This is a genomic window from Nocardioides sp., from assembly GCF_024509035.1.
Taxonomy (GTDB): Bacteria; Actinomycetota; Actinomycetes; order Propionibacteriales; family Nocardioidaceae; genus Nocardioides.
In genome coordinates this window covers 13,181-38,958 of sequence record NZ_JANINT010000120.1, presented here as the reverse complement: position 1 = coordinate 38,958, position 25,778 = coordinate 13,181, and the positions used below count along the sequence as shown (strand labels likewise).

General features: G+C 73.7%; 22 protein-coding genes and 1 pseudogene. 9 read left to right on the top strand and 14 right to left on the bottom strand.

The features are described from left to right. A pseudogene (locus Q0L15_RS10155) lies at positions 1-652 on the top strand (hypothetical protein); the annotation flags it as partial. On the opposite strand, the gene Q0L15_RS10150 reads toward Q0L15_RS10155, so the two are convergent. Continuing rightward, on the bottom strand, positions 619-1,785 hold the full coding sequence (locus tag Q0L15_RS10150; protein WP_296604086.1) for an acyl-CoA desaturase: 1,167 nt from the start codon (positions 1,783-1,785) through the stop codon (positions 619-621). The pseudogene Q0L15_RS10155 and the gene Q0L15_RS10150 overlap by 34 nt on opposite strands. 45 nt (positions 1,786-1,830) lie before the next feature. Further along, entirely contained in the window at positions 1,831-3,681 is a 1,851-nt protein-coding gene (locus Q0L15_RS10145) for a fibronectin type III domain-containing protein (protein ID WP_296604084.1), read from the bottom strand. A gap of 151 nt (positions 3,682-3,832) precedes the next feature. Between Q0L15_RS10145 and Q0L15_RS10140 the strand changes: the two genes are divergently transcribed. Beyond that, entirely contained in the window at positions 3,833-4,975 is a 1,143-nt protein-coding gene (locus Q0L15_RS10140) for an acyltransferase (RefSeq protein ID WP_296604083.1), read from the top strand. Here the strand turns inward: Q0L15_RS10140 and Q0L15_RS10135 are convergent. The 6 genes from Q0L15_RS10135 to Q0L15_RS10110 all read right to left on the bottom strand — a co-directional run bounded on the left by Q0L15_RS10135 (position 4,935) and on the right by Q0L15_RS10110 (position 12,356). Further along, positions 4,935-6,101 carry a CDP-glycerol glycerophosphotransferase family protein gene (locus Q0L15_RS10135; RefSeq protein ID WP_296604081.1) on the bottom strand — a complete coding sequence of 389 codons (1,167 nt, stop codon included), beginning with the start codon at positions 6,099-6,101 and terminating at the stop codon, positions 4,935-4,937. The genes Q0L15_RS10140 and Q0L15_RS10135 overlap by 41 nt on opposite strands. Beyond that, positions 6,098-7,444, bottom strand: a complete 1,347-nt coding sequence (locus Q0L15_RS10130) for an oligosaccharide flippase family protein (protein WP_296604080.1) — start codon at positions 7,442-7,444, stop codon at positions 6,098-6,100. Before Q0L15_RS10130 ends, Q0L15_RS10135 begins: the two co-directional genes overlap by 4 nt. 67 nt (positions 7,445-7,511) lie before the next feature. After that, a complete protein-coding gene (locus tag Q0L15_RS10125; RefSeq protein ID WP_296604079.1) occupies positions 7,512-9,899 on the bottom strand; it encodes a hypothetical protein in 2,388 nt (795 codons plus the stop codon). Next, complete coding sequence (locus Q0L15_RS10120; protein ID WP_296604078.1) at positions 9,896-10,789, bottom strand: hypothetical protein; 894 nt, start codon at positions 10,787-10,789, stop codon at positions 9,896-9,898. The genes Q0L15_RS10125 and Q0L15_RS10120 overlap by 4 nt, the downstream gene beginning before the upstream one ends. Then, the gene (locus Q0L15_RS10115) at positions 10,786-11,877 is read right to left on the bottom strand and encodes a glycosyltransferase family 4 protein (protein WP_296604077.1); all 1,092 of its coding nucleotides are present in this window, start codon (positions 11,875-11,877) and stop codon (positions 10,786-10,788) included. The genes Q0L15_RS10120 and Q0L15_RS10115 overlap by 4 nt, the downstream gene beginning before the upstream one ends. After that, entirely contained in the window at positions 11,874-12,356 is a 483-nt protein-coding gene (locus Q0L15_RS10110; RefSeq protein WP_296604076.1) for a hypothetical protein, read from the bottom strand. The genes Q0L15_RS10115 and Q0L15_RS10110 overlap by 4 nt, the downstream gene beginning before the upstream one ends. Before the next feature lie 123 nt (positions 12,357-12,479). On the opposite strand from Q0L15_RS10110, the gene Q0L15_RS10105 reads away from it, so the two are divergent. Together Q0L15_RS10105 and Q0L15_RS10100 are read left to right on the top strand one after the other, a co-directional pair. Continuing rightward, positions 12,480-13,598: a glycosyltransferase family 4 protein gene (locus Q0L15_RS10105; protein WP_296604074.1), complete on the top strand. Its 1,119-nt coding sequence runs from the start codon at positions 12,480-12,482 to the stop codon at positions 13,596-13,598. A 92-nt stretch (positions 13,599-13,690) separates the two neighbouring features. Next, the gene (locus Q0L15_RS10100) at positions 13,691-14,677 is read left to right on the top strand and encodes a glycosyltransferase (protein ID WP_296604073.1); all 987 of its coding nucleotides are present in this window, start codon (positions 13,691-13,693) and stop codon (positions 14,675-14,677) included. Positions 14,678-14,689: 12 nt separating this feature from the next. Here Q0L15_RS10100 and Q0L15_RS10095 read toward each other — a convergent pair whose 3' ends face one another. Further along, positions 14,690-15,235, bottom strand: coding sequence for a GrpB family protein (locus Q0L15_RS10095; RefSeq protein ID WP_296604071.1), 546 nt, complete (start codon positions 15,233-15,235; stop codon positions 14,690-14,692). Between the two features lie 85 nt (positions 15,236-15,320). Here Q0L15_RS10095 and Q0L15_RS10090 point away from each other — a divergent pair, with 85 nt between their 5' ends. From Q0L15_RS10090 to Q0L15_RS10075, 4 genes are all read left to right on the top strand, one after another. Further along, on the top strand, positions 15,321-16,946 hold the full coding sequence (locus tag Q0L15_RS10090; protein ID WP_296604070.1) for an SWIM zinc finger family protein: 1,626 nt from the start codon (positions 15,321-15,323) through the stop codon (positions 16,944-16,946). A gap of 105 nt (positions 16,947-17,051) precedes the next feature. Beyond that, a complete protein-coding gene (locus tag Q0L15_RS10085) occupies positions 17,052-18,524 on the top strand; it encodes an MFS transporter (protein ID WP_296604069.1) in 1,473 nt (490 codons plus the stop codon). Positions 18,525-18,546: 22 nt separating this feature from the next. Further along, positions 18,547-19,965 carry a gamma-glutamyltransferase gene (locus Q0L15_RS10080; protein ID WP_296604067.1) on the top strand — a complete coding sequence of 473 codons (1,419 nt, stop codon included), beginning with the start codon at positions 18,547-18,549 and terminating at the stop codon, positions 19,963-19,965. Positions 19,966-20,045: 80 nt separating this feature from the next. Next, a complete protein-coding gene (locus Q0L15_RS10075) occupies positions 20,046-20,543 on the top strand; it encodes a hypothetical protein (protein ID WP_296604065.1) in 498 nt (165 codons plus the stop codon). An 86-nt stretch (positions 20,544-20,629) separates the two neighbouring features. Here Q0L15_RS10075 and Q0L15_RS10070 read toward each other — a convergent pair whose 3' ends face one another. Then, positions 20,630-21,331, bottom strand: coding sequence for a hypothetical protein (locus Q0L15_RS10070; RefSeq protein ID WP_296604064.1), 702 nt, complete (start codon positions 21,329-21,331; stop codon positions 20,630-20,632). An 88-nt stretch (positions 21,332-21,419) separates the two neighbouring features. Between Q0L15_RS10070 and Q0L15_RS10065 the strand changes: the two genes are divergently transcribed. Further along, positions 21,420-21,608: a hypothetical protein gene (locus Q0L15_RS10065; protein WP_296604063.1), complete on the top strand. Its 189-nt coding sequence runs from the start codon at positions 21,420-21,422 to the stop codon at positions 21,606-21,608. A 2-nt stretch (positions 21,609-21,610) separates the two neighbouring features. On the opposite strand, the gene Q0L15_RS10060 is transcribed toward Q0L15_RS10065, so the two are convergent. The 4 genes from Q0L15_RS10060 to Q0L15_RS10045 all read right to left on the bottom strand — a co-directional run. Further along, the gene (locus tag Q0L15_RS10060) at positions 21,611-23,197 is read right to left on the bottom strand and encodes a GMC oxidoreductase (protein WP_296604061.1); all 1,587 of its coding nucleotides are present in this window, start codon (positions 23,195-23,197) and stop codon (positions 21,611-21,613) included. Between the two features lie 122 nt (positions 23,198-23,319). Then, positions 23,320-24,285 (bottom strand): N-acetylglucosamine kinase, encoded by a 966-nt coding sequence (locus Q0L15_RS10055; protein ID WP_296604059.1) that lies wholly within the window; start codon positions 24,283-24,285, stop codon positions 23,320-23,322. Further along, complete coding sequence (locus Q0L15_RS10050; RefSeq protein WP_296604058.1) at positions 24,276-25,532, bottom strand: 6-phospho-beta-glucosidase; 1,257 nt, start codon at positions 25,530-25,532, stop codon at positions 24,276-24,278. The genes Q0L15_RS10055 and Q0L15_RS10050 overlap by 10 nt, the downstream gene beginning before the upstream one ends. After that, positions 25,529-25,778: hypothetical protein (locus Q0L15_RS10045; RefSeq protein ID WP_296604056.1), on the bottom strand; the 250-nt coding region annotated here is incomplete at its 5' end. The genes Q0L15_RS10050 and Q0L15_RS10045, both read right to left, overlap by 4 nt.

The following is a 25,778-nucleotide window of genomic DNA, read 5'->3' as shown; positions in this document are numbered from 1 at the left end:
GGCCTCGGGCGCCGGCGTCTCGGCTCCCACAGCGCCCCCGTGGTGGCGGCGCGCCCTGCAGGCGCTCGCCGGCCTCGGCTTCGGCGTGCAGGTCGCGATCGTCGCCGGCGCCGCGGCCGCCGCCGGGCTGGGCATCGGCATCGCCCACCACCAGGGTCTGCTGCCGGGCAGCGGACCCGACCAGCAGCCGCCCGCTCCACCAGACCGGTCCCCGGTCCCGGCCACGCCGTCGCAGGCGCCGGAGACCACCGAGGACCCCACAGTCGCTCCCGCGGGCACATCAACCCCCGTGGTGCCCGCGGGAGCACCCTCCAGCACGTCGGGCACGTCCCCCGGCACCGCCGGCGGGAACGCCGGCGTCGACCCGGACGCGCCAGGAGGCGCGGGCGACACCGATCACGGCGAGGCGGACGACCCGGAGGACGACGGCCAGGACGTGCCCGACGACGCGACCGGCGAGCCCGACGACCCGGAGGACACCCCCGAGCCCAGCGAGGCCGATGAGCCCAGCGAGCCCGCCGAGCCCAGCGAGCCCAGCGAGCCCTCGGACTCCGTCGAGCCCACCCAGGGCCCCTCGGACGCGGCCTCGGAGGAGCCCGAGGATCCGGAGACGCCGGATCAGGCGGGACGGGCCGCGAGCTTCTTCAGCTGAGGCACCAGGTTGCGACGGTCGGTCTCGGCGAGCCAGCCGTTGGGCAGTGAGAGCCGGACCACCTTGTGCCACGCGCTGGCGACCTGGCGGACCATCGGCCGGGCATTGTAGGCCAAGCCGTACTTCTCGAACACCTCGCGGACGCGAGGCGCGATCTCGGCGTACCGGTTGCTCGGCAGGTCGGGGAAGATGTGGTGCTCGATCTGGTGCGACAGGTTGCCGGTCATCAGGTGCAGCGCCGGCGAGCCGGAGATGTTGGCCGAGCCGAGCATCTGGCGCAGGTACCAGTGGCCGCGGCTCTCGTCGATGTCGAGCTCGGCCTGCTCGAAGGTCTGCACGCCCTCGGGGAAGTGCCCGCACATGATCACCGAGTGGCTCCACAGGTTGCGCACCAGGTTGGCGGTCGCGTTGGCGGCCAGGGTGTTGCGCCAGCCGCGCCCCGACAGCGCCGGGTAGAGCACGAAGTCCTTGGTGAGCTGGCGGGCCGCCTTGGCGAGGGTGACCTTGACCTCGGCCTTCTTCTCCGGCGTCATGTTGCGCTTGTCGCGGATGTGGTCGCCGAGGTCGAGGTCGAACATCGCGATGCCGTACTCGAAGATGCACGCGGTCACGAAGTTCCACGCCGGCTGGACCAGGTAGCGCGGCTTCCACTCCTGGGCCTCGTCCACGCGCATGATGCCGTAGCCGAGGTCGTTGTCCATCCCGACGATGTTCGTGTACGTGTGGTGGGTGACGTTGTGGGTGCGCTTCCACTGCGCCGCGGGGCTGACGTGGTCCCACTCCCAGGTGGTGGAGTGGATCTTGGGGTCGCGCATCCAGTCCCACTGACCGTGCAGGACGTTGTGGCCGATCTCCATGTTGTCGAGGATCTTGGCGATCGCCAGCCCGGCCGTGCCGAGCACCCACGCCGCCGGTCGCCGGCTGCGCAGCAGCGCCGCACGGCTGCCCAGCTCGAGCAGCCGCTGGGCCTTCACGACCCGTCGGATGTACGCCGCGTCGCGCTCGCCGCGGCTGTCGAGGACGTCCTGGCGGATCGCGTCGAGCTCGCGGCCGAGCTGCTCGACCTGGTCGGGGGTGAGGCCACCGGGCGCCGTCGTGCTCGACCGATGGGGCCGCTCGTGCGTCGTGGTCATGAGGTCACTGTGCCCGATCCGGCGCTCGACACGCCCGACCTGCGGTCAGCGGCCCGAGGTGCGGACGTACGCCGAGCGGGCCGCTGGCCCCCAGCCGACGTCGTTCTGCGCGCGCAGCGTGACCCGCAACCGGCGCCCGGCCGGCAGTCCGGTGATCGTCGCGCGGCGCTTGCCGGGCGCCACCGTGAGCGTGCGGCCGCCCCACGCCAGCCGGTAGGAGGTCACCGGGCTGCCGTTGTCCTCGGCCGGCCGCCAGACGAGCGTGACGCGGCGCGACCCGGGGGTGGCGGAGACGATCCGGGGCCGCCCGGGCGGCCCCGCCGGAACGACGGTGGGCGCCTCGGCGTACCCCGACGCACCGTCCGCGCCCAGCGTGCGCACCGAGTAGCGGTAGGTCGTGCCGTTGGCGACCGCCTGGTCGACGTAGGACCGCGCGCTCGGGCCCACCCGCGCGGAGAGGCCGCCGGGCTCCCGGGTGACCTCGAACCCCGTCACCTCGGCCGACGTCGCCGGCAGCTTCCAGCTGACGGTCGCACGTCCGTCCCCCGACTCCACCGCGATCGCGCGGGGCTGCGGGGGACGGATCGGGTCGATGGTGATCGCGGTGACCTGTCCGTCCAGCTGGAGCGGGAGGCTGGTGCCGGTGGCAGCGGCCACCGGCTCGGCGCCCTCGCTGGGTCGGTACACCTGCAGGCGTCGGGCCTCGTCCAGCCGCACGGTCACGTCGGCGGGGGTCACCGCCTGCCGCTGCCGGTTCACCGGGTCCCAGACCGAGACGTCGCGCCACAGGAGCAGCACGAACCGACCGTCACGCTTCTCGGTCAGCACGTAGCGGGCGTCTGCGGGCAGGCCGTCGGCGGTGACGGCGAGGGCTCCCGGCCGGAACGACGGGCCCGGGTCGTCCAGCAGCGCGAGGAGGTTCTTCATCGCGGTGTAGGCGGGCTTCGGCGACCAGTCCCGGCGCAGCAGCCCGAAGTGCGCCTCGGGGTCGACCGCGCCCGGGTCCTCGAACTCGTCGATCAGCTCATAGCTGTAGACCCGCTGCTCACCGCGCAGGACGTGCTCGAGCAGCAGCCGGGGCAGGTAGACCCCGGCGACGTCCTCGGGGACCGGACGGTGTCCGTTCGTGGTGTTGACCGCGTTGTGATAGCCCGCCTCGGTGGTGATGAGCGGCTTGCCGCTCACCAGCTGCAGGAGCGCCTGGGAGATCTGGCCGATGAGGTTCGACGGCGGGAACCCACCGGGGTAGATGTGCGCGTTGGCGACGTCGGCGTACGGCGAGAGGTCACCGGTCTGGCTGTAGTTGCGCCCGAACGCCAGCGACGGCGCCAGCACCGGCAGGTCCGCGGTGGCCGGGGTGGCCTTGGCCGCCTTGTAGAGCCGCCGCTGCCAGGTCGACATCGCGGTCACCCAGTCGGTGCCGCCTCCGAAGAGGTCCCACTCGTTGACCCCCTCCAGGCTCTCGACGGCCCTGCCCGGGAGCTGGGTCGCGACGGTCTCGACGTAGTCCTCGGGAGTGCCGGGGCGATCGGGTCGGCCCATGATCAGGTCGAAACGCACCCCGGCGTCCCGGGCGACGGTGCGGATCGCGTCGTACTGCCGCGGTGCGTCCAGGAACAGGTCGTCGCGCACGTGGCGCACGCCGAGGTCGGCGAGCGCGCGGGCGACCGCCTCGTGGTCCCGGTACGGCGTGTCGAGGAAGTTGAGGTGGATGCCGACGCCGTAGCTGTCGACGAGCGAGTCGGCGGGGACTGCATCGAGCGCGCGGATCGCCCGCTGGGGCTCGGGCGGGCCGACCGACCGCGCCGCACTCGCAGGGGTGGCTCCGAGGCCGGCGACGGCGACACCGAGCACGAGCCCCGCGATCAGGAGAACACCTGGTCTAGTCCGCCGCATGACAGCCGATCCTAGGGGTACATCGAGCCTCGACCCTGCTGGTCCGGACATCTCTGAGACGGTCCATAACGAGGCGCGCCCCCGGTCGTTGTAACCCAACGTCTCGACGACCCCGTCGCGACAGGACAGGTGGCGGCAGGGGGAGCCCCCAGTGGCGGCAACAGACAGGTTCGACTACCTCGACGGCATCCGCGCGGTGGCGATCGCCGCCGTCCTCGCGCTGCACTGGTTCAGCTGGTACGTCCCGCTCTTCCACGGCGGCTCGGTCGGCGTCGACGTGTTCTTCGTGCTCAGCGGCTTCATCATCACCACCGTGCTCTGGCGCACGCCGCTCGCCCTCGAGGGATCCGGCGGCCCGGGCACGTGGCTGCGCGGGTGGGCGTCGTTCCTGCGGCGCCGGGTGCTGCGGCTCTACCCCGCGCTCGCCGGGCTGGTGGTCGGCTGCGTGCTGCTGTACGCCGTGGTGCCCAGCGCACCGGACGGTCCCGCCGAGGTCGCCCGCCGCGGCCTGCTCGCGCTCACCCAGACCTCGTCGGTCTGGGCCGCCGGGCAGCACGGCAGCCTCTGGCTGCCCGGGATCGAGCCGTTCGGGCACACCTGGTCGCTCGCGGTGGAGTGGTACTTCTACCTGCTCTGGCCGCTCGTCGTGCTGGTCGCCCGCGCCCGCGGCTGGTCGGCGGTGCTGCTGATGCGGGTCAGCCTCGCGGTCGCCGCGGCGGCGTACCTGCTCTCGCTGCCCCTGGGCACGTTCGTCTTCTACTTCGGGCCGTCCGCGCGCTCGGCCGAGCTGCTGGCCGGTGCCGCGCTGGCGCTGCGCTTCGCCGGGCACGGGCGCCCCGAGACCCCCTCGCGGCACGGCAACCTGGTCGCGGTCACCGCTCTCGTCGCGGTCACGGCGTACGCCGTGCTCGGCCGCGACGGCCACGACCTGCTCTACCGCATCGTCGGCATCCCGGTCGCCGTGCTCGGCACCGTGGCGCTGATCCACACCGGCTACGCCGGCTCGACCGGGCCGGTCCAGCGCCTGCTCGCCCACCCGTGGATCGCCGCGGTGGGCCGGCACAGCTACAGCCTCTACCTCTGGCACATCGTGCCCTTCCTGCTGCTCGAGGACGCCGAGCTCCCCAAGCCCGTCCTCGGTCTCATCGCCGTGACGTCGGCGGTCGCGCTGACCGTGCTGAGCTACCGCCTGCTGGAGAAGCCGTTCCTCCGCCCGCGCAGCGACGTGCTGCGCCCGCGCCGCACCGGGGAGGTCAGCCCGAGCCCAGCACGCCCCGCTTCACCAGCTCGGTGACCAGGTCGTCGGCCGACGTCCTGGACGGGTTGAGGCCGATCTGCTCGGCGACCGCGCGGCGACGGGCCGAGCCGGCACCGCCGTCGTCAAGCTCGTCGAGGAACTCCTCGAAGGGCTCCTCGGTGCCGTCGACCAGCTCGCCGGGCACCCAGTCGAGGACGTCGGCGGGGAACAGCGCGCGGGAGTAGGACGAGCGGTCGGGCACGTGGAAGGCGATCGGCCGGTCGAGCAGCAGGTAGTCGACCCAGACACTGGAGTAGTCGGTGACCAGGCCGGTCGAGGCGCCCAGCAGGGCGTAGAGGCTCACGCCGGCCCGGACGAGGTCGTCCTCGTCGACGGTGACCGTGCCGGGCCAGCGGCGGCGGTCGGCGTCCATGGGGTGCGGCTTGACCACCAGCTGGATCCCGCGGGCGGCCAGGCCGTCGAGCAGCGGCTCGAGCCCGACGCGGCCGTCGTCGACCGGGCCACCGCCATGCACCCGCACCGCGCCCACGGCGCGGGCCTGGCGGAACGTCGGCATCCACACGACGAACGGGCCGGTGATCCCCAGCCGCTCGAGCCGCTCGCGGTCGGCGGGTCGCCACAGCTGGTCGGTGCGTGGGTTGCCGGTGAGCAGCACCCGCTCGATCGGCACGCCGAACGCCTCGGCCTGCCAGTGCGACCACAGCGGGGTGCTGCCGACGAAGTAGGTGCTCGCGATCAGCGCGCCGACACCCTTGTCGGGGCGGATGTCCTTGGGCCCGTCGCCGTGCCAGAGGTTGACCACGGGCTTGCGGGCCACCGGCCGCGGGCTGCCGTAGAGCCCGTGGGTGAACAGCACCGCCTCGGCGCGCAGGTAGGCCCACAGGCCCCGCAGGCTCGCCTTCGGCACCAGCTCCATGCCCTGGTCGGCGAGCGCGCGGACCTCGGCCGGCACCGGCCCACCGTCACGCAGCCAGACCACGCGGCCGCGGTAGCGGCGTACGAGTGCCCGGGCGACCTCGAGGCCGTTGCCCTCGATCTCGGGGTAGACCGACAGCACCACCGAACGGCTCGTCGGCACCGTCCGCGAGAGCACCCCGAGCGTGAGCCGCAGGGTGCCGAGGACGACGTCGAGGCCGGCGTTCCTCAGGGCAGTGCTCCTCATCGCGGCGCCGTCTCTGTTGCGGTCGGCTCCGTCCCGGAGGTCGGCAGCGCGTCGGGGAAGCGCACGATCGTCGCGGTCACGACGTAGCCGAGCACGCCGCCGACGGCATGCCCGATGCCCCAGGCGGCCGCGACCCAGACCGTCCCGTGCGAGGCCAGGGCGAGCGCGAGCCCGAGCATCACCGCGGTGCTGACGAGCTGGACGAGGATCATCGCGGCCAGGTTGCTGGCCAGCCGCAGCCGCATCGCCGACCAGTAGTTGAAGGCCGCCCCCACGGTGGCCAGCGCCAGCACCCGCAGCGTGGTGGTGCCGGAGTCGGCGTAGTGGGAGCCGAAGATCTGCAGGAAGTACGGCGCCGCCACGACCATCGCCAGGCACCCGGCGGTCGAGCTCACCAGCAGCGTGAGCCCACCCTTGCGGACCACCCGGTGCCGGCCGGAGGTGGCCCGCTCGCTCTCGGCGTACGCCGACTGGGCGACCGCGAGCACGACCGCGTGCAGCAGGGAGACCACCTGGAAGCTGATGAAGTAGGCCCCGCCCTGCTCGGCGCCCAGCGCGTTGACGACGATCAGCGGGAAGACCAGCAGCGGCGCGACCGTGAGCACGTAGGTCACGTAGCCCGCCAGCGCGAACCGGCGGCTGTCGAGCAGCTCGGGCGAGGGACGCAGCGAGCGGGCCGTGGGCAGCCTGCGCAGGATCACCCAGACGCTGGCGGCCGCGCAGCACGCGATCGCGCCGCCGACCGAGCCGTAGAGGCCGAGCGCTCCGGCGCCGGCGAGCAGGAACGGCAGCACGCACTTGAGCAGGCTCATCAGCACGCCGTTGAGGTGCAGGTAGGACCAGACCCGGTTGATGCCGAGGAACACGCTGTCGGAGAGCACGTTGAGCGCGGTCGCCGCCACGAGCACGGTGAAGACCGCGATGGCGGCCGGGGAGTCGAGGACGTCGGCGAGCCGCGGCGAGGTCCACGGGAGCAGCAGGGCGTAGAGCAGCCCGAACGCCGCACCCGCGGTGATGACGACGAGGCCCGCCGAGAGCACGTCGGCGGCCTTGCGGGTGCTGTGCGGCAGCGTGCGCAGCAGCGCGATGTTGAGCCCCAGCTGGGCGAACAGTCCGAGTGAGTCCCCTGCGGCGACCAGCGACCCGGCGAGCCCGACGTCGGCCGGGTCGGCGAGCCGGGCCGCGATCACCCAGAAGACCGCTCCCCCGCCGGCCATCAGCACGGTGGTGGCCAGCATGAGCACGGAGTTCATGAGCAGCGGGTCGCTGCGCACGGCCCGGACCTTGCCGGCCAGGCCGGTCGTCTGCTCCGCGTGGACCGTGTCGGTGATCGGGTGCGTCATCGGGGTCCCCGCGGAGTCGTGAACGGAGGGAGCGCAGCGACCGGAGCGAGCGACTTCGTGGGGTGGTTCATCGGTAGATCCGGGCGTCCGGCCCGCTGTAGACGAGGTCCATCTCGTCGTCGAGATCCTGCAGCGGGTAGGTGTAGGTGAGCAGGTCGCCGGTGTAGAAGATCGTCGAGACGCCGCGGTCCATGATCTGGCTGTCGACGAAGACGAACGCGTCCTTCGACAGCAGCGTCGGGTAGAGCCGGTCGGCGACCGGCGCCCGGTTGTCGCTGAGCGCGAGCAGGCGCACGTTGATGTTGCGGTTGGCGATGATCCGCTCGTTGCCGCGGTCGGCGTGATCGGCCGCGCCGAGCCACTCGATCGCCTGCATCTCGGCGTCGGAGACGAAGAACCGGTCGTAGTAGACGCCCGACGCCGCCAGCGCAATCCGCTGCTGCTGTCCGCCGAGCGCCACCGAGAGCACGCCGGCGAGCACGAGGAACATCGCCACCGGGACGGCCGCGGCCAGCACGGCCGCCACGCGCGGGGCCCGGGCGACCAGGGGGCGCAGGGCGACCGCGAGACCCATCGCCATCAACGGCGCGACCACGAGCAGCGTCTGCTGGAACGCGCGCAGCACGCCGTAGTCGACCGACAGGTTGGGCACCACCACGATCAGCCCCAGCGCGGCGACGGCGCCGGCGGAGACGAACGTGAGCTCGCGGGAGAACCCGGCGCCGGAGTGCGCGAGCGTCCCGCGCAGCCGGCGCCGCAGCAGCCAGACCACACCGAGCAGCAGGAACACCTGCATCAGCACGGCCGCGCCGAACCGCAGCGCGTTGGCGACCGGGTCGGCGCCGTCGTCGTGGAGCTTCGGCTTCAGCTCGGCGCGTCCGGGGTCGGCGACGACCCGCTCGTCGGCGGGGATCTCGGCGTCGCGGTAGTCGAGGGTCTCGTCGACGAACATGTCCATCCGCTCGCGCGGGGAGGTCTCGTCACCGGAGAAGATCCAGTACGACGTGTCCGAGGAGCTCGGCCCGTCCACGCCGCGACCGGTGAGCGCGTCGATGGTCTCCTTCACCACGTCGGTCGCGTGCCCGCCGGTGTGGGTGACCGGGCCGGCCCACCCGAGGGTGACCGCGACGAGCAGGGCGACCACCACGGGGTGCAGCAGCACCAGGGGGGCGCCCGGCTCGGCGACACGCGTGCCACGGCGCCGGCGTACGGCGGCGGTGGCGGCCAGGGCAGCCAGACCGGCGACCAGCGCCATGAGCAGGACGTAGGTCGTGGAGTAGTGCGACAGGATCACGCCCACCCCGAGCACGACGACGAGCACCCGCGCGCCGAGCCGCGTGCGGGCCGGCTCGGTCGCGGCGAGCAGCATCAGCGCGAGGAAGAAGAACGCGACCTCCTGGCGCACGAGGTAGGGCATGTCGGTGAAGAACGTCGGGAAGGCGATCGTCAGCACGGCCGACGTCACCGCGACGCCGCGCGAGACGAACCGGCGGGCGAGCATGTAGGTCAGCACCGGCACGGCGGCGAACACCAGCTGCAGCAGCACCCGGAACACCAGCTCGCCGGTGAGCCCGGTGGCCTGCACGAGCACGGTCGGCAGGATCGTGACGCTCAGGCAGGCGTTGTACGCGCTGGGCAGGTCGCTCATCTGCCAGTTCTGGCCCTCGTTGGCGAGCCGGAACGCCAGGAACTCGGCCTGGATGTCGTGGCCGGTGATGCTCCAGCCGCGCAGCGAGGTCGCGAGCAGCAGCGCGGTGGAGACCAACCACAGGGTGCGTACGTCACGACCCGTGCTCGCGGGACCACCCCTCCGCACCAGCAGCGCCAGCAGTGCGCCGCCGCCCAGCAGCACCGCGACCACGGCGACCTGGCCACCGGCGTCGTTGTTGAGCCGGACCGCGCCGGCGACGGCGGCGACCAGCGCGAGCACGCCGAGCGCCTGGGCCGCCTCGATGCGCGCGTCGACCGCGACCCGGACCCCGCGACGCAGCGCGCCCGCCGGGACCAGCGGGATCGAGCGCCGCCACGCGAGCAGCGCGACGTCGACGACCAGCCAGGCGACGGCGAGCGGGGCCGGAGCCAGCGGGCGATCCACCCCGACGGCCGGCAGTGCCGCGTCGACCAGCAGGCCGCCGAGGATCAGTCCGAGGACGCTCAGCCCCACGGCGTACAGCACGCGGGCGGCGACGGTGTCGGCCGCGAACCTCGCACGGCGCGACAGCACGAGCACGGGCAGCCCGACGAACGTGACCAGGGCGACGAGCGGACGCACCACCGGGACGTCGACGTCGAAGACCACGAGGCTCTGCGCGGCCGCCAGCACGAGGAGCACGAGCAGCCCACCGAGCCAGCGCGGGGCCGGGCGGCGCCACCGCCGGCCCGCCCGCGCGGGAGCGGTGCCGGCGGGATCGGGCTCGACCGTGACGTCCGCGGCCTGGAAGAGGGACAGCGTCACGAGGCCACCTCGCGAGCGGGCGCCGGCGAGCCGGCTGCCTGCTCGACCCGGCCCCAGCGCGACAGCGGCAGGTCGCTGGCCTCCGGCCACCGGATCTGCACGGACTCCTGGATCGCGAACAGCGCCTCGATGAGGGCCCGCGCGTCGGTGACGTCGGCGGGGTCGATCGGGGGGTGCAGCCGGATGACCGGACCGCGCTCGTCCTCCTCCGAGGTCATCGCCACCACCGGCGCGCCGGCGTCGGCCGCGAGGCGGGCCGCGCCGAAGGAGCCCAGCACCTCGTGGCCGAGGAAGCGCAGCGGCGTGCGGCCCGGCACGTCGGAGGCGATGCCGAGCACCTCGCCGCGGCGGAGCAGGTCGAGGAGCCCCTCGGCCCCGACGGCCGAGCTGACGGCCGTACCGCCGTTGGCGGAGCCGACGCGCACGTGCTGCTGGATCCAGAGCGGCGCGTCCGGCTCGACCATGTAGGGGTGGACCACCATGTGGCAGCGCACGCCGGCGGCCGCGATCGAGGGCCACGCCCCGTCGTAGTAGCCGTGGTGCATGAAGTTCACGACGACGCCGCGGCCCAGCGCACGGGCCGAGGTGAGGTGCTCGAGGCCCTCGACGCGCAGGTGCGTGAGCAGCCGCGGGTGCCAGCGCAGCTCGCCGCGACGCGCCTGGTAGCGCACGTAGGCGCGGGCGGCCTCCTCGACGCGGGCCTCGAGATCGGCCGCGGGGACGGTGTGCTCGAGCAGGAACCGCATCTGCGCGCGGGCGTCCTCACGCACGCCCGCACGGGACCAGGCCAGCCGGGCCCGTGCCGCCACGACCAGCGGCAGCAGCACCGGAGGCGTCCCGCGCCGCAGCACCGAGGCGATCCACTCCGCCTTCTTCGCCAGTCCGCTCATCGTCCTGCCTCCCCGATCACTCGCACGGTCGTCTCCTCCTGCTGGCGCCAGTCCCACCGCGTGGGCCCGGGCCGGACGTCTCCGGTCAGCACCTCGGCCAGCGCGCGGGCGAGGGCCTCCGGGTCACCGGGCGGCACCAGCCGCCCGTCCTCGCCGTCACGCACGACGAACGGGATGCCGCCGACCGCCGAGCCGACGACCGGGCAGCCGCAGGCGATCGCCTCGGCCAGCGCCATCCCGAAGGACTCGGCCTCGGTCAGCGACGGCAGCACGGTGACGCCGGCGCTCCGGTAGTGCTCGGGCAGCCGGTGGTGGTCGACGCGGCCGCGCCAGTCGACGATGTCGGCCACGCCGCGGTCGGCGGCCTGCTTCTGCAAGGTCTCGACGTCGTCGCCGTCGCCGACCACCTCGAGGCGGACGTCGGGCACCAGCTCACGCAGCCGCGGCAGCGCGTCGACCAGCACCTGGAGGCCCTTCCAGCGCGAGGTCCGCTCGACCCGCCCGACGTACAGCACTCGGCGCTCGCGGGGCGAGCCCGCCGGCGGCGGGGTGAACAGGCCGGTGTCGACGCCGGGCGGCACCAGGTGGGCACGGCCGGTGGCGTGGGCCAGCGAGGTCGGTGAGACCGCGATCAGCTCGCGGCTGCGGGCGAAGACGCGCGGCAGGACGTGGCGCTCGTAGGCACGCAGCACCGGGTCGACGGGATGGCCGCCCTTGACCAGCGACCCGGCGTGGTAGGTCAGCACGACGGGCACCGGCGCGCGGAAGGCCGCGATGTCGGCGAGCCCGGGCACCGGTGCGTGGGCGTTGACGACGTCGACGTCGAGGCGGCGCAGCAGGCGGCGCACCTGCCACCACCACAGCGGGTTGAGCGGGGTGTTGGAGAGCGTGAGCCACGAGCGCAGCCGGATCACCGGGATGCCGTCGTGGGTCTCCCGAGCCGCCCGAGGCCCGGTCGTCACGACCGTGACCTCGTGGCCGGCGTCGCGCAGCGAGCGGGCCACCCAGGCGGCGTACTCCTCCACGCCGCCGGCGTCGGGGGGGAAGCGCGGCGTGAGGACGGCGACCCGCGTCGCGCCCGCCGTCATCGAGCCGTCCCGGGGCAGTGTGCGCGCAGCTCCTGGTCGGTCGACCGCAGCCGCACCGTCACCACGTAGGGGCGCTCGGAGCGGCCCAGGAACCGCGTGACCTGCGCGGTCTCGCCGGGCTCGACGGTGACCGTGCCCCTCTCCTTCACGCGGCCGACGGACACCCGGTAGGCGAGCTCCTCGGTGTCCTCGAGGTGGCTGGTGACCAGGAACTCCACGCGTGGGGTGCCGGTGGAGGTCGCGCAGACGACCGGCGCGCCCACCGCGGGGCGGGGGAAGGCGAGCTCGACGTACGGCTCGGTGCGGTGGCTGGCCGAGAGCGCGACCTGGTCGCGGAAGCCGGGTACGGCGAGCGCCGCGAGCGCGAAGGCTGCCACGACGAGCGTGGTCACCGGCAGGACGCGCTGGTACCAGCGCGCGCCTCGACCCACGTCTTGTTCCACCTGGTCGTGGTCACGTGCGTTCCGGGTGCCGGTCACGGTCGTCCTCGCGTCCCTCGTCGCGTGCTGTCCTGGCTGCGCCCGAGCGCGGTGGCCCGCATCCCTCGAGGGCCGCCTGAACAACGCGGAGGTGCACGGCGGGTTACGGGCATACTGCGGCGCGTGACGACTGGTCTGCAGGTGCTGCACGTCGCCCATCAGGTGCTGCCCCATGTCGGCGGCCTCGAGGCGGTCGTCGCCGCGGAGACCCACGGCCTGGCCGCGCGCGGCTGGCGGGTGTCGGTCGTCGGCAGCGCCGGACCGGCCACGGGTGCGGCGCCCGGGCGGCGCACCGAGGACGGCGTGAGCGTGACGCGGGTCCGCGCCTGGAACGGCCTCGAGGAGCGGTTCGGCGTGCCGTTCCCGGTGTTCTCGCCCCGCCTCCTGCCCGTGCTGGCCCGCGAGGTGCGCCGCGCCGACGTGGTGCACGTCCACGACGTGCTCTACGTGTCCAGCTGGCTGGCGGCGCTGTGCTGCCTGCTCCTGCGCACGCCGTACGTCGTGCACCGCCACGTGGGGTTCGTGCACCACTCCTCGCCGCTGGTGCGCCTCGTGCAGGGAGTGGTGCTCGCGACCTGGGGGCGGCTGGTGCTCGGCGGCGCGCGGGTGGTGCTGCCGATCGACGAGCACGTGGCCGCCTCCTTGCCCGACCGGGTGCACGAGGGTGCGAAGGTCGAGGTGCTCGGCAACGGCGTCGACACCGAGCTCTACCACCCGGCGACCGATCGCACGTCGGGCCCGCGGCCGCAGGTGCTGTTCGTGGGCAGGTTCGTTCCCAAGAAGGGCTTCGACCTGGTCGCCGCGGCCGCCGGGGACGACTACGACCTGGTGTTCGCGGGCGGCGATCGGCCCCCGGGGCTCGACGACCCCCGGTTGCACTTCCTCGGCGCGGTGCCGGCGGCACGGATGCCCGAGGTCTACCGCTCCGCCGACGCGATGGTCATCGCCTCGACGGGTGAGTGTCCGCTGACCGTGCTCGAGGCGATGTCCTCGGGGCTGCCGGTGCTGCTGCGCGAGGACCCCGCGTTGCACTCCGCGTGGACGGCGGGCCCGGGTGTGCGGTTCGTGGACATGGAGCGCGGCGAGCTGGCAGCCGCCCTGCGCGAGCTCGTGGCCGACCCCGACGAGATGCGCCGGGTGGGAGCCGCAGGGCGCGCGCACGTCGTCGGGGCGTTCTCGTGGGCGGCCCACCTCGACCACCTGGAGGCGACGTACCGACGGGTGCTCGGCGAACGCCGATGAAACGAATTCCTACTTCCGCGTAACCATGCGGCCGCTCCCCCGTTGGGGTGAACGTCATCGTCTCGGGGCCGACGACCTTCGGGGGGTCACGCATGTCCTTGGCCACGCGCTACCGCATCGCGGCCATCGTGCCCTGCCACAACGAGGAGGCCGCGGTCGCCAAGGTCGTCTCCGACCTGCGCGCCGCCGTGCCGGGCATCAGCGTCTACGTCTACGACAACTGCAGCACCGACGCCACCGTCGACGAGGCGCTGCGGGCCGGGGCGATCGTGTGCTCCGAGCCGCTCAAGGGCAAGGGCAACGTCGTGCGCCGCGCCTTCGCCGACATCGACGCCGACGTCTACCTGCTCATCGACGGCGACGACACCTACGACGCCGCGGCGGCCCCCGACATGATCGAGCGGCTGGTCGCGGACAACCTCGACCAGGTCGTCGGCGTACGCCGGGGCTCGGCCTACCGCGCCGGCCACGAGGCCGGCAACAAGGCGCTCAACCTCATCGTCACCCGCATCTTCGGCGACTCGATGGGCGACATGCTCTCGGGCTACCGGGTCTTCTCGCGCCGGTTCGTGAAGAGCTTCCCGGCGGTCTCGCGGGAGTTCGAGATCGAGACCGAGCTGACCGTCCACTCCCTCGCCCTGCGCATCCCGTCGGCTGCGGTGCCGGTCGGGTTCCGCGACCGCGCCGAGGGGTCGGAGTCCAAGCTGCGCACCTACCGCGACGGCTGGCGCATCCTCAACGTGATCCTCACGCTCACCCGGCACGAGCGGCCGATCTACTTCTTCGGCCTGATCGCCGCGCTGCTGGGGCTCGTCTCCGGCGTCCTGGTGACGCCGGTGATCTCGACCTACCTCGACACCGGCTTCGTCCCCCGGCTGCCGACCCTGTTCGTCGCGGCGTTCCTCACCGTGATCGGCAGCCTGTCCTTCACGATCGGGCTCGTGCTCGACGGCATCCGCAAGTCCCGCCACGAGGCCAGCCGCCTGTCCTACATGCGCCACCCGGCCGTCCGCGACACCTACGTGCGCGACCCCGACCGCAGCGCTCACCCGGCGATCCCGGTCCCCCGCGCCGGCTGAGCCCCCCGCCCTCTAGGCGGTGGGGTCGTTGAGTCGCAGGATCTGCAGACGCTCGTCGTCGGTGAGGTCGGAGGCGGTGAGGACCTTCTGGAGCACCGGCGACTTGCGGGCGAGGTAGGTGTCGATGTCCATCGCCGGGTCGGCCGCCAGGGCGAGCTTCACCGCGCCGTACTCGTCGCGCAGGTCGGGTCGCGCCCGCAGCACGTCGCGGACCGCCAGGTGGTTGCGCACGTTGAGCGAGCCGGCCGTGCACACGTACACATGGCGGCGCGGGTCGTCGTCGGGGGCGAGGAATGCCTCCCGGCCCGCGACGCCGAGGTCACCGCGGTGCACGTAGCCCCGGGCCTCCAGGGCTGCGACCGCCGCCGGGACGTCGTCGCCGGGCACGATCACATCGATGTCGAGGACGGGCTTGGCCGCCAGCCCCGGGACCGAGGTCGAGCCCACGTGCTCGACCACCGCCGTCGGCACGTCCTCGAGGGCTGCTCGGAGGTCGATGGCCACCCGCTCGAACGACGCCGGCCACCCCGGGTCGTGAGGGACGACTTCCACGGGCACGCCCCGAACGTAGCGGATCCCCACCCGCGGACCCGGCAGACCTCGGAGCCCTGCGGCGCCGGGCACGGTGCGCCATGCTGGGCTCATGTGGATCGACCTCACCGATCTGGCTGACGAGGGCTCGCTGATCCGCGGCGAGGACTACGCCCGTCAGGGCCGGGTCCACGTCACCCGCACGGCGGCGGGGAGGGTCGACGCGCAGGTGCACGGCACGACGACGTACGACGTCGTGCTCCATGCCCGCGACTGGTCGTGCACCTGCCCGGTCGGGATCAGCGGCGACTTCTGCAAGCACCTGGTGGCCACTGCCCTCGTCGCCTCGGGCGAGACCGGTGGGCCGCCGGACGGCCCGGCGAGCCTCGACGAGGCCGCCGGGCGGGGCATCGAGGGCGTGGCGACCTGGCTCGGCGCGATGGACGACCGTGGCCTGCGCGAGGTGCTGAGCGACCTCGCTCGCGAGCACCCCGACGCGATGGACGCCCTCGTGCTCGCCCATGGTCGCGCGACCGGCGACGTCTCCGCCCTGCTGCCGCTCGTGCAGTCGCTGCGCACCCGCCGCCACCTCGACTGGAGGGCGGCCGACGACCACGGTCGCGAGGCGCACGAGGTGGCCGACGAGCTCGAGCGCGCACTGACCCCGGCCACCGCGGCGTCCCTGGTGCCGCTGCTCGAGACCGCCATCGCCGACCTGGTGCGCGTGATCGGCCGGTCCGACGACTCCAGCGGCATCCAGGGCGACGCCGCCAGCCGGCTCCTGGCGCTGCACACGCGGGCGGCCACGCTGGCGCCGCCCGATCCCGGTCGCCTCGCGCGCTGGCTGATCAAGAACACCTTCGACGACGCGATGTTCCTCGAGCTCGACGTCGTGCGCTACGCCCCCGCCCTCGGCGAGCGCGGCCTCGAGATCTACCGGCGCGAGCTCGACAAGCGCCTGGAGGCCGCGCCGGGGTCGTCGGGCGGCCAGGAGGCTCGGCGCCGGCTGGCCGTGCTCGACGGCGACATCGACACCATCGTCGAGCTGGTGGGCCGGGGCCTGTCCAGCGTCTTCCACTACGACGCGCTGGTGGCCGCCCTCCTCGAGGCGGGCCACGAGGACGCCGCCTTGCAGTACGCCCTCGAGGGCACCCGAGCCGGCACCAGCTGGCAGAAGACACCGCGGCTGTACGACGTCGCCGCGCAGCTGCTCCGCGCGCGCGGCCGGACCGAGGAGGCGCTGGCCCTGCGCCGCCGGCAGCTCGCGGACCTGCCGACAACCTCGTCGTACGCGTCGCTGCGTGAGGAGGCGGAGTCGGCGGAGACCTGGGAGACCGAGCGGCTCACCGCGCTGGACATGCTGCTGGAGCGGGCGCCCCGCGCCTGGATCAACGTGCTGCTCGACGAGGGCGAGACGGAGCTGGCGTGGGAGGCCGCGCGCGACCTCGCGCTCGACACGCCCACCCTGGTCCGGCTGGTCCGGGCCCGCGCCAGGACCCATCCCGAGGACGTCTTCGACGCCTACGTCGCGCTCATCGAGGAGCACCTGCGGGTCGCCGACCAGCGCAACTACCGGCAGGCGGTCGCCTACCTGCAGGAGCTCGGCCGGGCGGCGGCGCTTGCCCACCAGGCCGATCGCTACGTCTCCCTGGTCGCCGACCTGGTCGAGACCCACCGCCGGCGCCCGACGCTCGTCACCATGCTGGAGCGCCTCGCGGGACGTGGGCCAGGTCACTGACAACGGACGACCGTTGACGGAATCAACGGTCGGCGCTGCCGGTTGGGGTTGACGCCCCGAGCACGCCCCGGGACCACCCACTCCCCCCACCGCCGAGGAGCGCCGATGGCCCCGAGCCCGCACGCAGCCCCACGCCCAGCCCCGCGCCGCACCGACTACCGGGTCACGTTCGTCGTGCTCTGCCTGGGCGTCGCGTCGTTCTCGCTGCTGCAGTCGATGGTCAACCCGGTGCTGCCCACCATCGAGGCCGCGCTCGACACCGACCAGGCGACCGTGACCTGGGTGCTCACGGCGTACCTGCTCTCGGCCTCGGTCTTCACCCCGATCATCGGCCGGGTGGGCGACAAGGTCGGCAAGGAGCGGATGCTGGTGGCCGCACTGGCCGCGCTGGCGGTCGGTTCGCTGCTCGCGGCGATGGCCACCTCGATCGGCGTGCTGATCCTCGCGCGCGTCGTCCAGGGCATCGGGGGCGGCGTGCTGCCGCTGACGTTCGGGATCATCCGCGACGAGTTCCCCCGCGACAAGGTCGCGGGGGCGGTCGGCACGGCGGCCGCGCTGCTCGCCGTCGGCGGCGGTGTCGGGCTGGTCATCGCCGGCCCGGTCGTCGATGCGCTCAGCTACCACTGGCTGTTCTGGATCCCGATGGCGATGACGATCGTGGCCACGGTCGCCACGGCCTTCTACATCCCGGAGTCGCCCGAGCGCGCCCCGGGCCGCATCAACGTCGGCACCGCCCTGCTGCTCTCGGCCTGGCTGGTCGCGCTGCTGCTCGCGGTGAGCCAGGGTCACACCTGGGGCTGGACCTCGGTCCGCGTGGTCGCGCTCTTCGTGGCCGCGGCCGTGCTGCTGCCGACGTGGGTGGTGGCGGAGTCGCGCAGCGCCGACCCACTGGTGGACATGCGGATGATGCGGATCCCCACCGTCTGGACGGTCAACCTGGTCGCCCTGCTGTTCGGCGCCGGGATGTACTCGATGTTCGCGTTCCTCCCGCAGTTCCTGCAGACGCCGGAGGCGGCCGGGTACGGCTTCGGGGCCAGCGTGACCGAGTCCGGGCTGCTCCTGCTGCCGCAGACCGTGGCGTCGTTCGTCGCCGGCGTGCTCGCCGGGCGACTCGCGCACCGCCTCGGCTCCAAGCTGCTGCTCGTCGTCGGCGCCTCCCTCACCGCCGTGGGCATGCTCGGCCTGACGTTCGCCCACGACTCGATCGGGCTGGTGATCGTCGAGACCACCATCCTCGGCCTGGCGTTCGGCCTGGCCTTCGCGGCGATGTCCAACCTCGTGGTCGACGCGGTCCCGCAGTCCCAGACCGGTGTCGCGAGCGGCATGAACACCAACATCCGGACCGTCGGCGGCGCGATCGGCTCCGCCGTCCTCGCCACGGTGGTCACCTCCGGCGCCCAGCCGAGCGGGCTGCCGGTCGAGGCCGGCTACACCCACGGCTTCGGCGTGCTCGCCGCCACCTCGGCGCTCGCTGCCCTCGTCGCGGTGTTCGTCCCGGTCGTCAAGGCCGCCACCCACGTCGTCCCCGGGCCCCAGGCCGAGGCTGAGGCCGAAGCAGAGGCAGCGGTCGCGCGCTAGGGCGCGGGCTAGCCTCCGAGTTATGCCCGACGTCGCGATCGCCACGCCCAACGAGGCGGCCGCCGACGCCGGCGAGCAGGTCGCCCGGGCCGGCGGCAACGCCGTCGACGCGGCCCTGGCCGCCTCGCTGGTCACGATGGTCAACGAGGTCGGCCTGGTCTCGCTGAGCTCGGGCGGGTTCGTCACCGTGCAGCCGCCCGACGCGGCGGCGTACACCGTCGACGGCTGGATGGACATGCCCGGTCGCGGGCGCCAGCTGGGCGGCGGCACGTGGGACATCCACACCGAGTACGGCGGGGGCGTGGACATCACCATCGGACCCGGCTCCGTGGCGGCGCACGGTTCGCTGGCGGCGTTCGAGGAGGCCCACCGGCGCGACGGGCGGATCCCCTGGCGCGACGTGGTCGCGCCCGCTCTGGACGTCGCCCGCGGCGGCTTCCGGCTCAGCGCCGCCTCGCGCTACTACCTGGACTACGTCCACGACTCGATCTTCGGCTGGGACGAGACCAGCCGCGCCGCCGTGCACGACGAGCAGGGCGAGGTGACGACGGAGCTCGTGGTGCTCCCCGACCTGGCCCGGTCGCTGGAGCTCATCGCCGCCGAGGGTGCCGCGACGCTGCACACCGGAGCGCTCGCCGAGCTGATCGCCACCGACGTCCTCGACCGCGGCGGCATCCTCGGGAACGAGGACCTGGCGGCCTACCACCCCGTCGTCCGCCCGTCGCTCGCCACCACCGTCGGCGACTGGACGCTCGCGACCACGCCGACTCCCTCCGTCGGCGGGGAGGGCGTCGCGGAGATGCTCCGACTGCTGGACGGACGGCCCCGCGACTCGTGGACCGACGCCGACATCGAGCACCTCGTCGCGGTGCAGCGCGAGGTGCTCGGTCGGGGGCCCGGCGCGCTGCGGGAGTCCGGCTCCACGGCTCACTGCTCGGCCACGGACACCGATGGGCGAGCCTGCGCGGTGACGGTCTCCTCGGGCTACTTCTCGGGCATGATCGCCCGCGGCACCGGCATCTGGCTCAACAACACCCTCGGCGAGCAGGAGCTCAACCCGGGTGGGCTGCACGCCCTCGCGCCCGGGACCCGGCTGCTGTCCAACATGGCACCGACCGTCGGTCGCCATGCCGACGGCTCCGTGCTCGCGATCGGCTCCCCCGGCGCGGGCCGGATCGCCACCGCCGTCGCCCAGGTGCTGGCGGGGTTCGTCGGCGGCCTCGGCCTCCAGGAGGCCGTGCACCACCCACGAGTGCACGTGCACCACGCCGGCCGGGCCGACGAGGTCGTCAAGCGCGAGGCCGACGAGGGACTCTCGATGTACTACGGCGGCGTCGGCGCGGCGCTCGTGCACCCCGACCGACACCTGGTCGCGGCGGCCGACCCGCGCCGTGAGGGTGCCGTCCGCCTGGTCCGCGCCACCGAGCTCCCGCACCCGTGACCTGAGGCACAGGCTCTCAAGCGGAGCGCTCCTGGCGCCGATGGAGAGGACGTAACGGAGCGGGAGGCGAAGGCACGGTCATGAGCATCAGGGTCGAGGCACTGAGGCAACGCCTCGATGCCGTCGGTGCCGTGACGGGTGCGTCGATCGGGACGACCGCCCAGGACGCCTACCGGGACGCGGTCCGCACGCTCAAGGACGCGCAGAAGAAGCTCACCACCGACACCGAGGGCAAGGCCGCGGACCACGTGCTGCTCTCCGACCGACTGGCGATCCAGGTCGCCCAGGCCGCGGTCGCGCAGGCGGCCTCCGCGCTGGCGTTCGAGAACGACGCGATCTGGCCCTCGAGCAGCTCAGGAAGCACGAGCGCCGGGACCGCGGGCGGCTCCTCCGCTCCGGTGGTCGACGGGGCGGCCGTCGGCTCGACGCCGGGCCGGTCGACCGATGCCGCCCACCGAAGCGACCGGGCCGACCGGGCCGAACGCGCCGACCGGGTCGAACGGGCCGACCAAGCCGACCAGGCGGGCCGCCCCGGACCGACGGCGCCGCGCCCCGGTGGCATCGACCTCTACACCTGAGCCGGAGCCGACCGCTCGGGCTCGAGGTCCTGCCGGCCCCCCGGGTGACGAGTCGCCCACACACCGGTGACCGTCGGGTCGCGGGCCTACCAGAGCGGGCCGTCGTTGATGAAGGCCAGCATCTCGCGCACCCGCTCGTGGTCGCCGGCCTCCAGCGCCGCCGCCAGCTCGGCGTCGCGTCCGGCGAGCGTCTGGACGTAGGCGAGGAAGTCGGGCGAGTCGAGCCCGACCGTTCGCCAGTAGGGGTCGTCGGCTGCCCAGTACGTCGTCTCGACCGGGGGGAAGTGCTGGACCGGGTCGAGCTCGAAATCGATCGCCGTCTGCGCCTCGCGGAGGCGCTGCTCGGGACGGGCGAGCCACAGCAGCTCACCGAGGCCGCTGGCGAGGTCGGGCGCCAGCACCCCGAGCACCCGTTCGGCGTCCACCCCGGGCTCCCAGACCGTGGACAGCAGCCCCTCCATCCCCTCGCTCCACGACGCTCCCTGGTCGCGCCAGCGGTCCCCGAGCGCGCGGGCCTCGTCGTGGCCGCCTCGGACCGCCACCGAGGTGAGGACGACGGGAGCGGGCTCGACGATGTCGACGACCTGCAGGATCTCGTCGGCGTTGAGCTCGGCGCGCACCACGTCGCCCACCGCGAGCGGGATGTAGAAGGAGTTGTTCTGCAGCGTGTAGGTGCCGCCGCCGTCGTGGGCGTCGAGCGGCGCGGCCCACAGGCTCTCGCCCGCGAGCAGCTCGAGCTCGGCGCGGTAGCGCACGTTGACCTTCACCCGGTCCTCGGCCTCGGACATGTCCCCAGCCTGCTCCTGATCGCCGACATCCGCACCCGGGTCTTGCGACCCTGGGCACGGCCATCCGGGGTGGCTAGCGTCGGAAGGCGTGGGTGACGGCAACGGTGCGGCCGGCAACGGCGCGAGCGGCGCGATCTACGGGATCGGCATCTTCGGTGCGTGGGTGTGGTTCTGGCAGCAGGCCGACGGCTTCTGGTGGTACGTCCTGGCGATCCTCGAGGGACTCGTGTGGCCGGCGTTCCTCGTCTACCACGGGCTGGACCGGCTCGCGGGCTGACGTCAGGTGAGCACGTCGAGGTCCTGGCGCAGGACGACGTCCATCGAGTGCTCCGCCAGCGCCGCGATCGTCATCGACGGGTTGCACGCCGCGCAGGAGCCGGCGATCCGCGAGCCGTCCATCACGTAGAGGCCGCGCTGCCCCAGCACCCGGCCCGCGTCGTCGACGGCGGTGCCGAACGGCATGCCGCCGACCGCGTGGAAGGTCGTGTCGTCGAACAGGTTCGCGTCGAGGTTGAGGTGGAACGGCGTGTCGCTGGTGATCCGCTCGACGGCCGCGTCCAGCACCGGCTTGGTGTCCAGCTCGTTCGCGCGGTTCCACACCGGGACGGCGTCGTCGCGCAGCGGGTCGTACCGCCACCGTCCGGTCTCGGCCGTGACCATGAACGCCGCGATCGTGTACGTGTGGAGGTCGACGCCCAGCGGGAGCGGCCCGGTGGTCATCGTCAGCGCCCGCGCGGGGTCCGACCAGTCGCGGGCACCCATGGCGACCGGGCCGGCCTGATAGGCGCCCGGGCTGTCCTGGCTGGTGACGGCGGCGTACACGCGCTCGCCGTTGGTGCCCCAGCCGGTGCCGACGCCGTCGGGCAGGTCGGGGATCAGGCCCTTGTCCCGGGCCTTGACCATGAGCCGGGTCGTGCCCGGCGACCCGGCCCCGAGGAACAGGGCCCGGGTGGTGATCCGCTTGCGCTCGAGCACCTGCCCGCCGGTCGAGATCCGTTCGCACTCGACGAGCCACTCCCCCGCCGGCGTCCGCGAGATGTCGGAGACCCGGTGGAGCGGGGCGACCTGGACGTTGCCGGTCGCCTCCGCCTGGGCCAGGTAGGTGACGTCGACCGACCAGCGGCCGCCGTTGTTGCAGCCGAAGACCATGTCGCCGGTGATGTACGACGGCGGCAGCTCGCCCCGCAGCTCGCGGCGGACGACGTCCCAGTCGGTGGGCGAGTCGATCCGGAACGTCTCGAACCCGGCCTCACGGCCGCGCTGCTGGAAGATCCGCGGTGCGGCGTACCGCGGGTCGTCGAGGATGTCGTCGGGGATCGGCGAGACGTGCAGGTCGCGCGCGACCCGGCGGTAGTGGTCGCGGTCGAGCAGGTCGTAGTCGATCGAGCTCGACACCGTGAGCGCGAACGACTCGCGCTGCGGCTGGACGGTCATCCCGTGGTAGCTGATCGACCCACCGCCCACGGCGGCCACGCACATCACGTCGATGCCGACGCCGCGCACCCGCTCGATCAGCCCGGTGTAGGGCACGAACGCGGTCGGGCTCGTCGGCGGCACCGGCATCGTCGGGACCGCCGAGAGCCACGAGGAGCGGTGGTCGTTGTGGGTCAGCGTGGGGAAGGTCTCCGAGCCGGGCCCGGTCGGCCACCGCATCCCTCGCTCGAGCACCAGCGTCTTGATGCCCGCGCGGCCCAGGCGCCGCGCGGTGACGCCACCGCCGAAGCCGGATCCGATCACCACCGCCTGCCGGCGCTCCTCGGTGACCGGGACCGAGAAGATCCCCGCCCGGGCCGGCCCCGCCACACCCATCGCGGTGGCGCCGGCTGCGGCCGCCCCCAGGAACCCTCGTCTCGACAGTGCACCCATGCGCGCGACCTCCGGTCGTCTCGGCCCGATCCTTGACGACCACGAACTCAAGCAGGTGTTGAATCCAGTTCAGTAGAGCCCGGTCAGCATGCGGACGCCGCGGATGGTCCCTGACGGTCGGCTCAGACGAGGGCAGCTCGCAGCCGGTCGTGGGCGCCCGGCTCGGCGTCGACGTGGTCCAGGCCGAGGAGGGCCGCTCCGAGCACGGGAGGTGCCGAGACCACCACCGGCACCGCCTGGGGCGCGGCCGCGGCCAGGCCGGTGGCGATGGCGTCGAGCAGCAGCGCGTGGCCGGCGGTGAGGACGCCGCCGCCGAGCACGACCTCGACCCGTTCGGCGAGCAGGTCGAGCCGGCGCAGCACCGAGACGGCGAGCGCGACGATCTCCTCGGCCTGACGCAGCACCACCGAGGTCGCCACGTCGTCGCCGGCCCGCGCAGCGGTGAAGAGCACCGGGGTCGCGTCGTGGAGCACCGGCTCGGGGATCTCGCGCAGGTGGATGCCCGCGATGAGGTCGGCCATGTCGCTGCGGCCGAGGTGCTCGGGGAGCATCGTCGACAGCACCGTGTGCGGGCCTCGCCCGTCGACGGCCCGGGCCGCCCACCACAGCGCCTCCTCGACCAGGTCGGCGCCGCCGCCCCAGTCGCCGGAGATCCGCCCGACCGCGGCGAACCCGGCCGTGCGTCCGTCGCGACCGATGCCCGAGCAGTTGATGCCGGCGCCGCACACGACCGCCACCCCCGGAGGATGGTCGACTCCGGCGCGCAGCAGCGCGAGGGTGTCGTTGCCGACGTACGTCGTGCGGCCCCAGCCATGACGTTCGATCTCGGCCCGGAGCTGGTCGTGCTCGATCGGGAGGTCGGCGTTGGCCAGGCAGGCCGAGACGTGCGCGACCGACGTCCCTCCGGTGGCCTCCTCGACCAGCGGCCGCAAGCCCTCCACGGCGGCCCGCGGCCCGACCAGGTGCGGCCGGAAGCCGCCTCCGCGGGCGCGCCCCACGACCGACCCGTCGGGGGCGACGTGCACGACGTCGGTCTTGGAGTTGCCGGCGTCGATCGCCAGGACGCCCTCACCGGCCCTCAGGCCCACGCGAGGAACTCCCGGTTGTGGGCGAGCAGGAGGTCGGTGAGCCGCTCGGCACGGTCGACCTGGCCGACCAACGGGTGGGCCAGCAGCGCGGCGAAGACCCGGTCGCGCCCGCCGCGAAGCGCGGCCTCGAGCGCCAGCCGCTCGTACGCCGCGACGTGGCCGATGAGGCCGGCGTACAGCGGCTCCACGGGCCGCACCGGCAGCGGCTGCGCGCCGTCGGGGCTGACGGTGGCGCGCACCTCGATGACGTGGTCGTCGGGCAGGAACGGCAACGTCCCCTGGTTGGCGACGTTGACGACCCGGGTGGCGGCGGCGTCAGCGCCGACCACCGATCCGAGCAGCTCGACGGCCGCCTCGGAGTAGTACGCGCCGCCACGCTGCTCGAGCTCGGCCGGCTTGGTGACCACGCTCGGGTCGGCGTACAGGTCGAGCAGACGGCGCTCGATCGCAGCGACCGCCGAGGCCCGCGACGGCTCGCTGCGCAGCTCGCGGACCACCTCGTCATGGGCGTAGAAGTAGCGCAGGTAGTACGACGGCACACAGCGCAGCCGGTCGACGACCTCGACCGGCAGCTCGATCTCGGCAGCGATGTCGGCGGCCCGATCGGCGAGCAGCCGCGGGAGCGCGTCGACGCCGTCCACGAGCACCTCCCGCTCCCACGTGAGGTGGTTGAGGCCGACGTGGTCGAGCTCGACCCGGTCGGGGTCGACGTCGAGCATCGCGGCGAAGCGGCGCTGGAAGCCGATCGCGACGTTGCACAGCCCGATCGCGCGGTGGCCCTCCTGGAGCAGCGCCCGGGTGACGATGCCGACCGGGTTGGTGAAGTCGATGATCCAGGCGTCCGGGTTGGCGGCCCGGACCTGCTCGGCGATGTCGAGCACGACCGGCACCGTCCGCAGCGCCTTGGCAAGGCCCCCGGCGCCGGTGGTCTCCTGCCCGACGCAGCCGCACTCCAGCGGCCAGGTCTCGTCGGCGTCTCGGGTCGCCTGGCCGCCGACGCGCAGCTGGAGCAGCACCGCGTCGGCGTCCGCGACGGCGGCTGCGACGTCGGTGGTGGTCTCGACCCGGCCCGGGTGGCCGAGGTGCGCGAGGATGCGGCGCGACACCCCGCCGACCAGCTCGAGGCGGTCGGCGGAGGGGTCCATCAGCACCAGCTCGCCCACGTCGAGCCGGTCGGCCATCCGACCGATGCCGTCGACCAGCTCGGGGGTGTACGTCGACCCGCCGCCGATCACCGCGAGCCTCATGTCGTCCCTCCGGGCGTCGGCAGGTGCCACCTCGTGGCGCTCGTGGCGCCGGTGCGTACCAGCTCGCCGGCGGCGACCAGCTGCTGGAGCAGGGTCCGCGACCGCGCGGCGCTCAGCCCGGTCGCCGCGCGCGCGTCGGTGCCGCTGATCGGTCCGCGCGCGGCCAGCGCGAGCACGACCTGGCGTGGATCGGTGGACGCCTCCGCGGCCGCGGGCTCGGTGGGCTCGGCCGGCGACACAGGCTCG

Bases quoted from the DNA above. Each gene is read 5' to 3' on its own strand.
- Q0L15_RS10150 (WP_296604086.1), bottom strand. From the start codon at position 1,785: ATGACCACGACGCACGAGCGGCCCCATCGGTCGAGCACGACGGCGCCC.
- Q0L15_RS10145 (WP_296604084.1), bottom strand. From the start codon at position 3,681: ATGCGGCGGACTAGACCAGGTGTTCTCCTGATCGCGGGGCTCGTGCTC.
- Q0L15_RS10135 (WP_296604081.1), bottom strand. From the start codon at position 6,101: ATGAGGAGCACTGCCCTGAGGAACGCCGGCCTCGACGTCGTCCTCGGC.
- Q0L15_RS10130 (WP_296604080.1), bottom strand. From the start codon at position 7,444: ATGACGCACCCGATCACCGACACGGTCCACGCGGAGCAGACGACCGGC.
- Q0L15_RS10120 (WP_296604078.1), bottom strand. From the start codon at position 10,789: ATGAGCGGACTGGCGAAGAAGGCGGAGTGGATCGCCTCGGTGCTGCGG.
- Q0L15_RS10115 (WP_296604077.1), bottom strand. From the start codon at position 11,877: ATGACGGCGGGCGCGACGCGGGTCGCCGTCCTCACGCCGCGCTTCCCC.
- Q0L15_RS10100 (WP_296604073.1), top strand. From the start codon at position 13,691: ATGTCCTTGGCCACGCGCTACCGCATCGCGGCCATCGTGCCCTGCCAC.
- Q0L15_RS10090 (WP_296604070.1), top strand. From the start codon at position 15,321: ATGTGGATCGACCTCACCGATCTGGCTGACGAGGGCTCGCTGATCCGC.
- Q0L15_RS10085 (WP_296604069.1), top strand. From the start codon at position 17,052: ATGGCCCCGAGCCCGCACGCAGCCCCACGCCCAGCCCCGCGCCGCACC.
- Q0L15_RS10080 (WP_296604067.1), top strand. From the start codon at position 18,547: ATGCCCGACGTCGCGATCGCCACGCCCAACGAGGCGGCCGCCGACGCC.
- Q0L15_RS10075 (WP_296604065.1), top strand. From the start codon at position 20,046: ATGAGCATCAGGGTCGAGGCACTGAGGCAACGCCTCGATGCCGTCGGT.
- Q0L15_RS10070 (WP_296604064.1), bottom strand. From the start codon at position 21,331: ATGTCCGAGGCCGAGGACCGGGTGAAGGTCAACGTGCGCTACCGCGCC.
- Q0L15_RS10060 (WP_296604061.1), bottom strand. From the start codon at position 23,197: ATGGGTGCACTGTCGAGACGAGGGTTCCTGGGGGCGGCCGCAGCCGGC.
- Q0L15_RS10050 (WP_296604058.1), bottom strand. From the start codon at position 25,532: ATGAGGCTCGCGGTGATCGGCGGCGGGTCGACGTACACCCCCGAGCTG.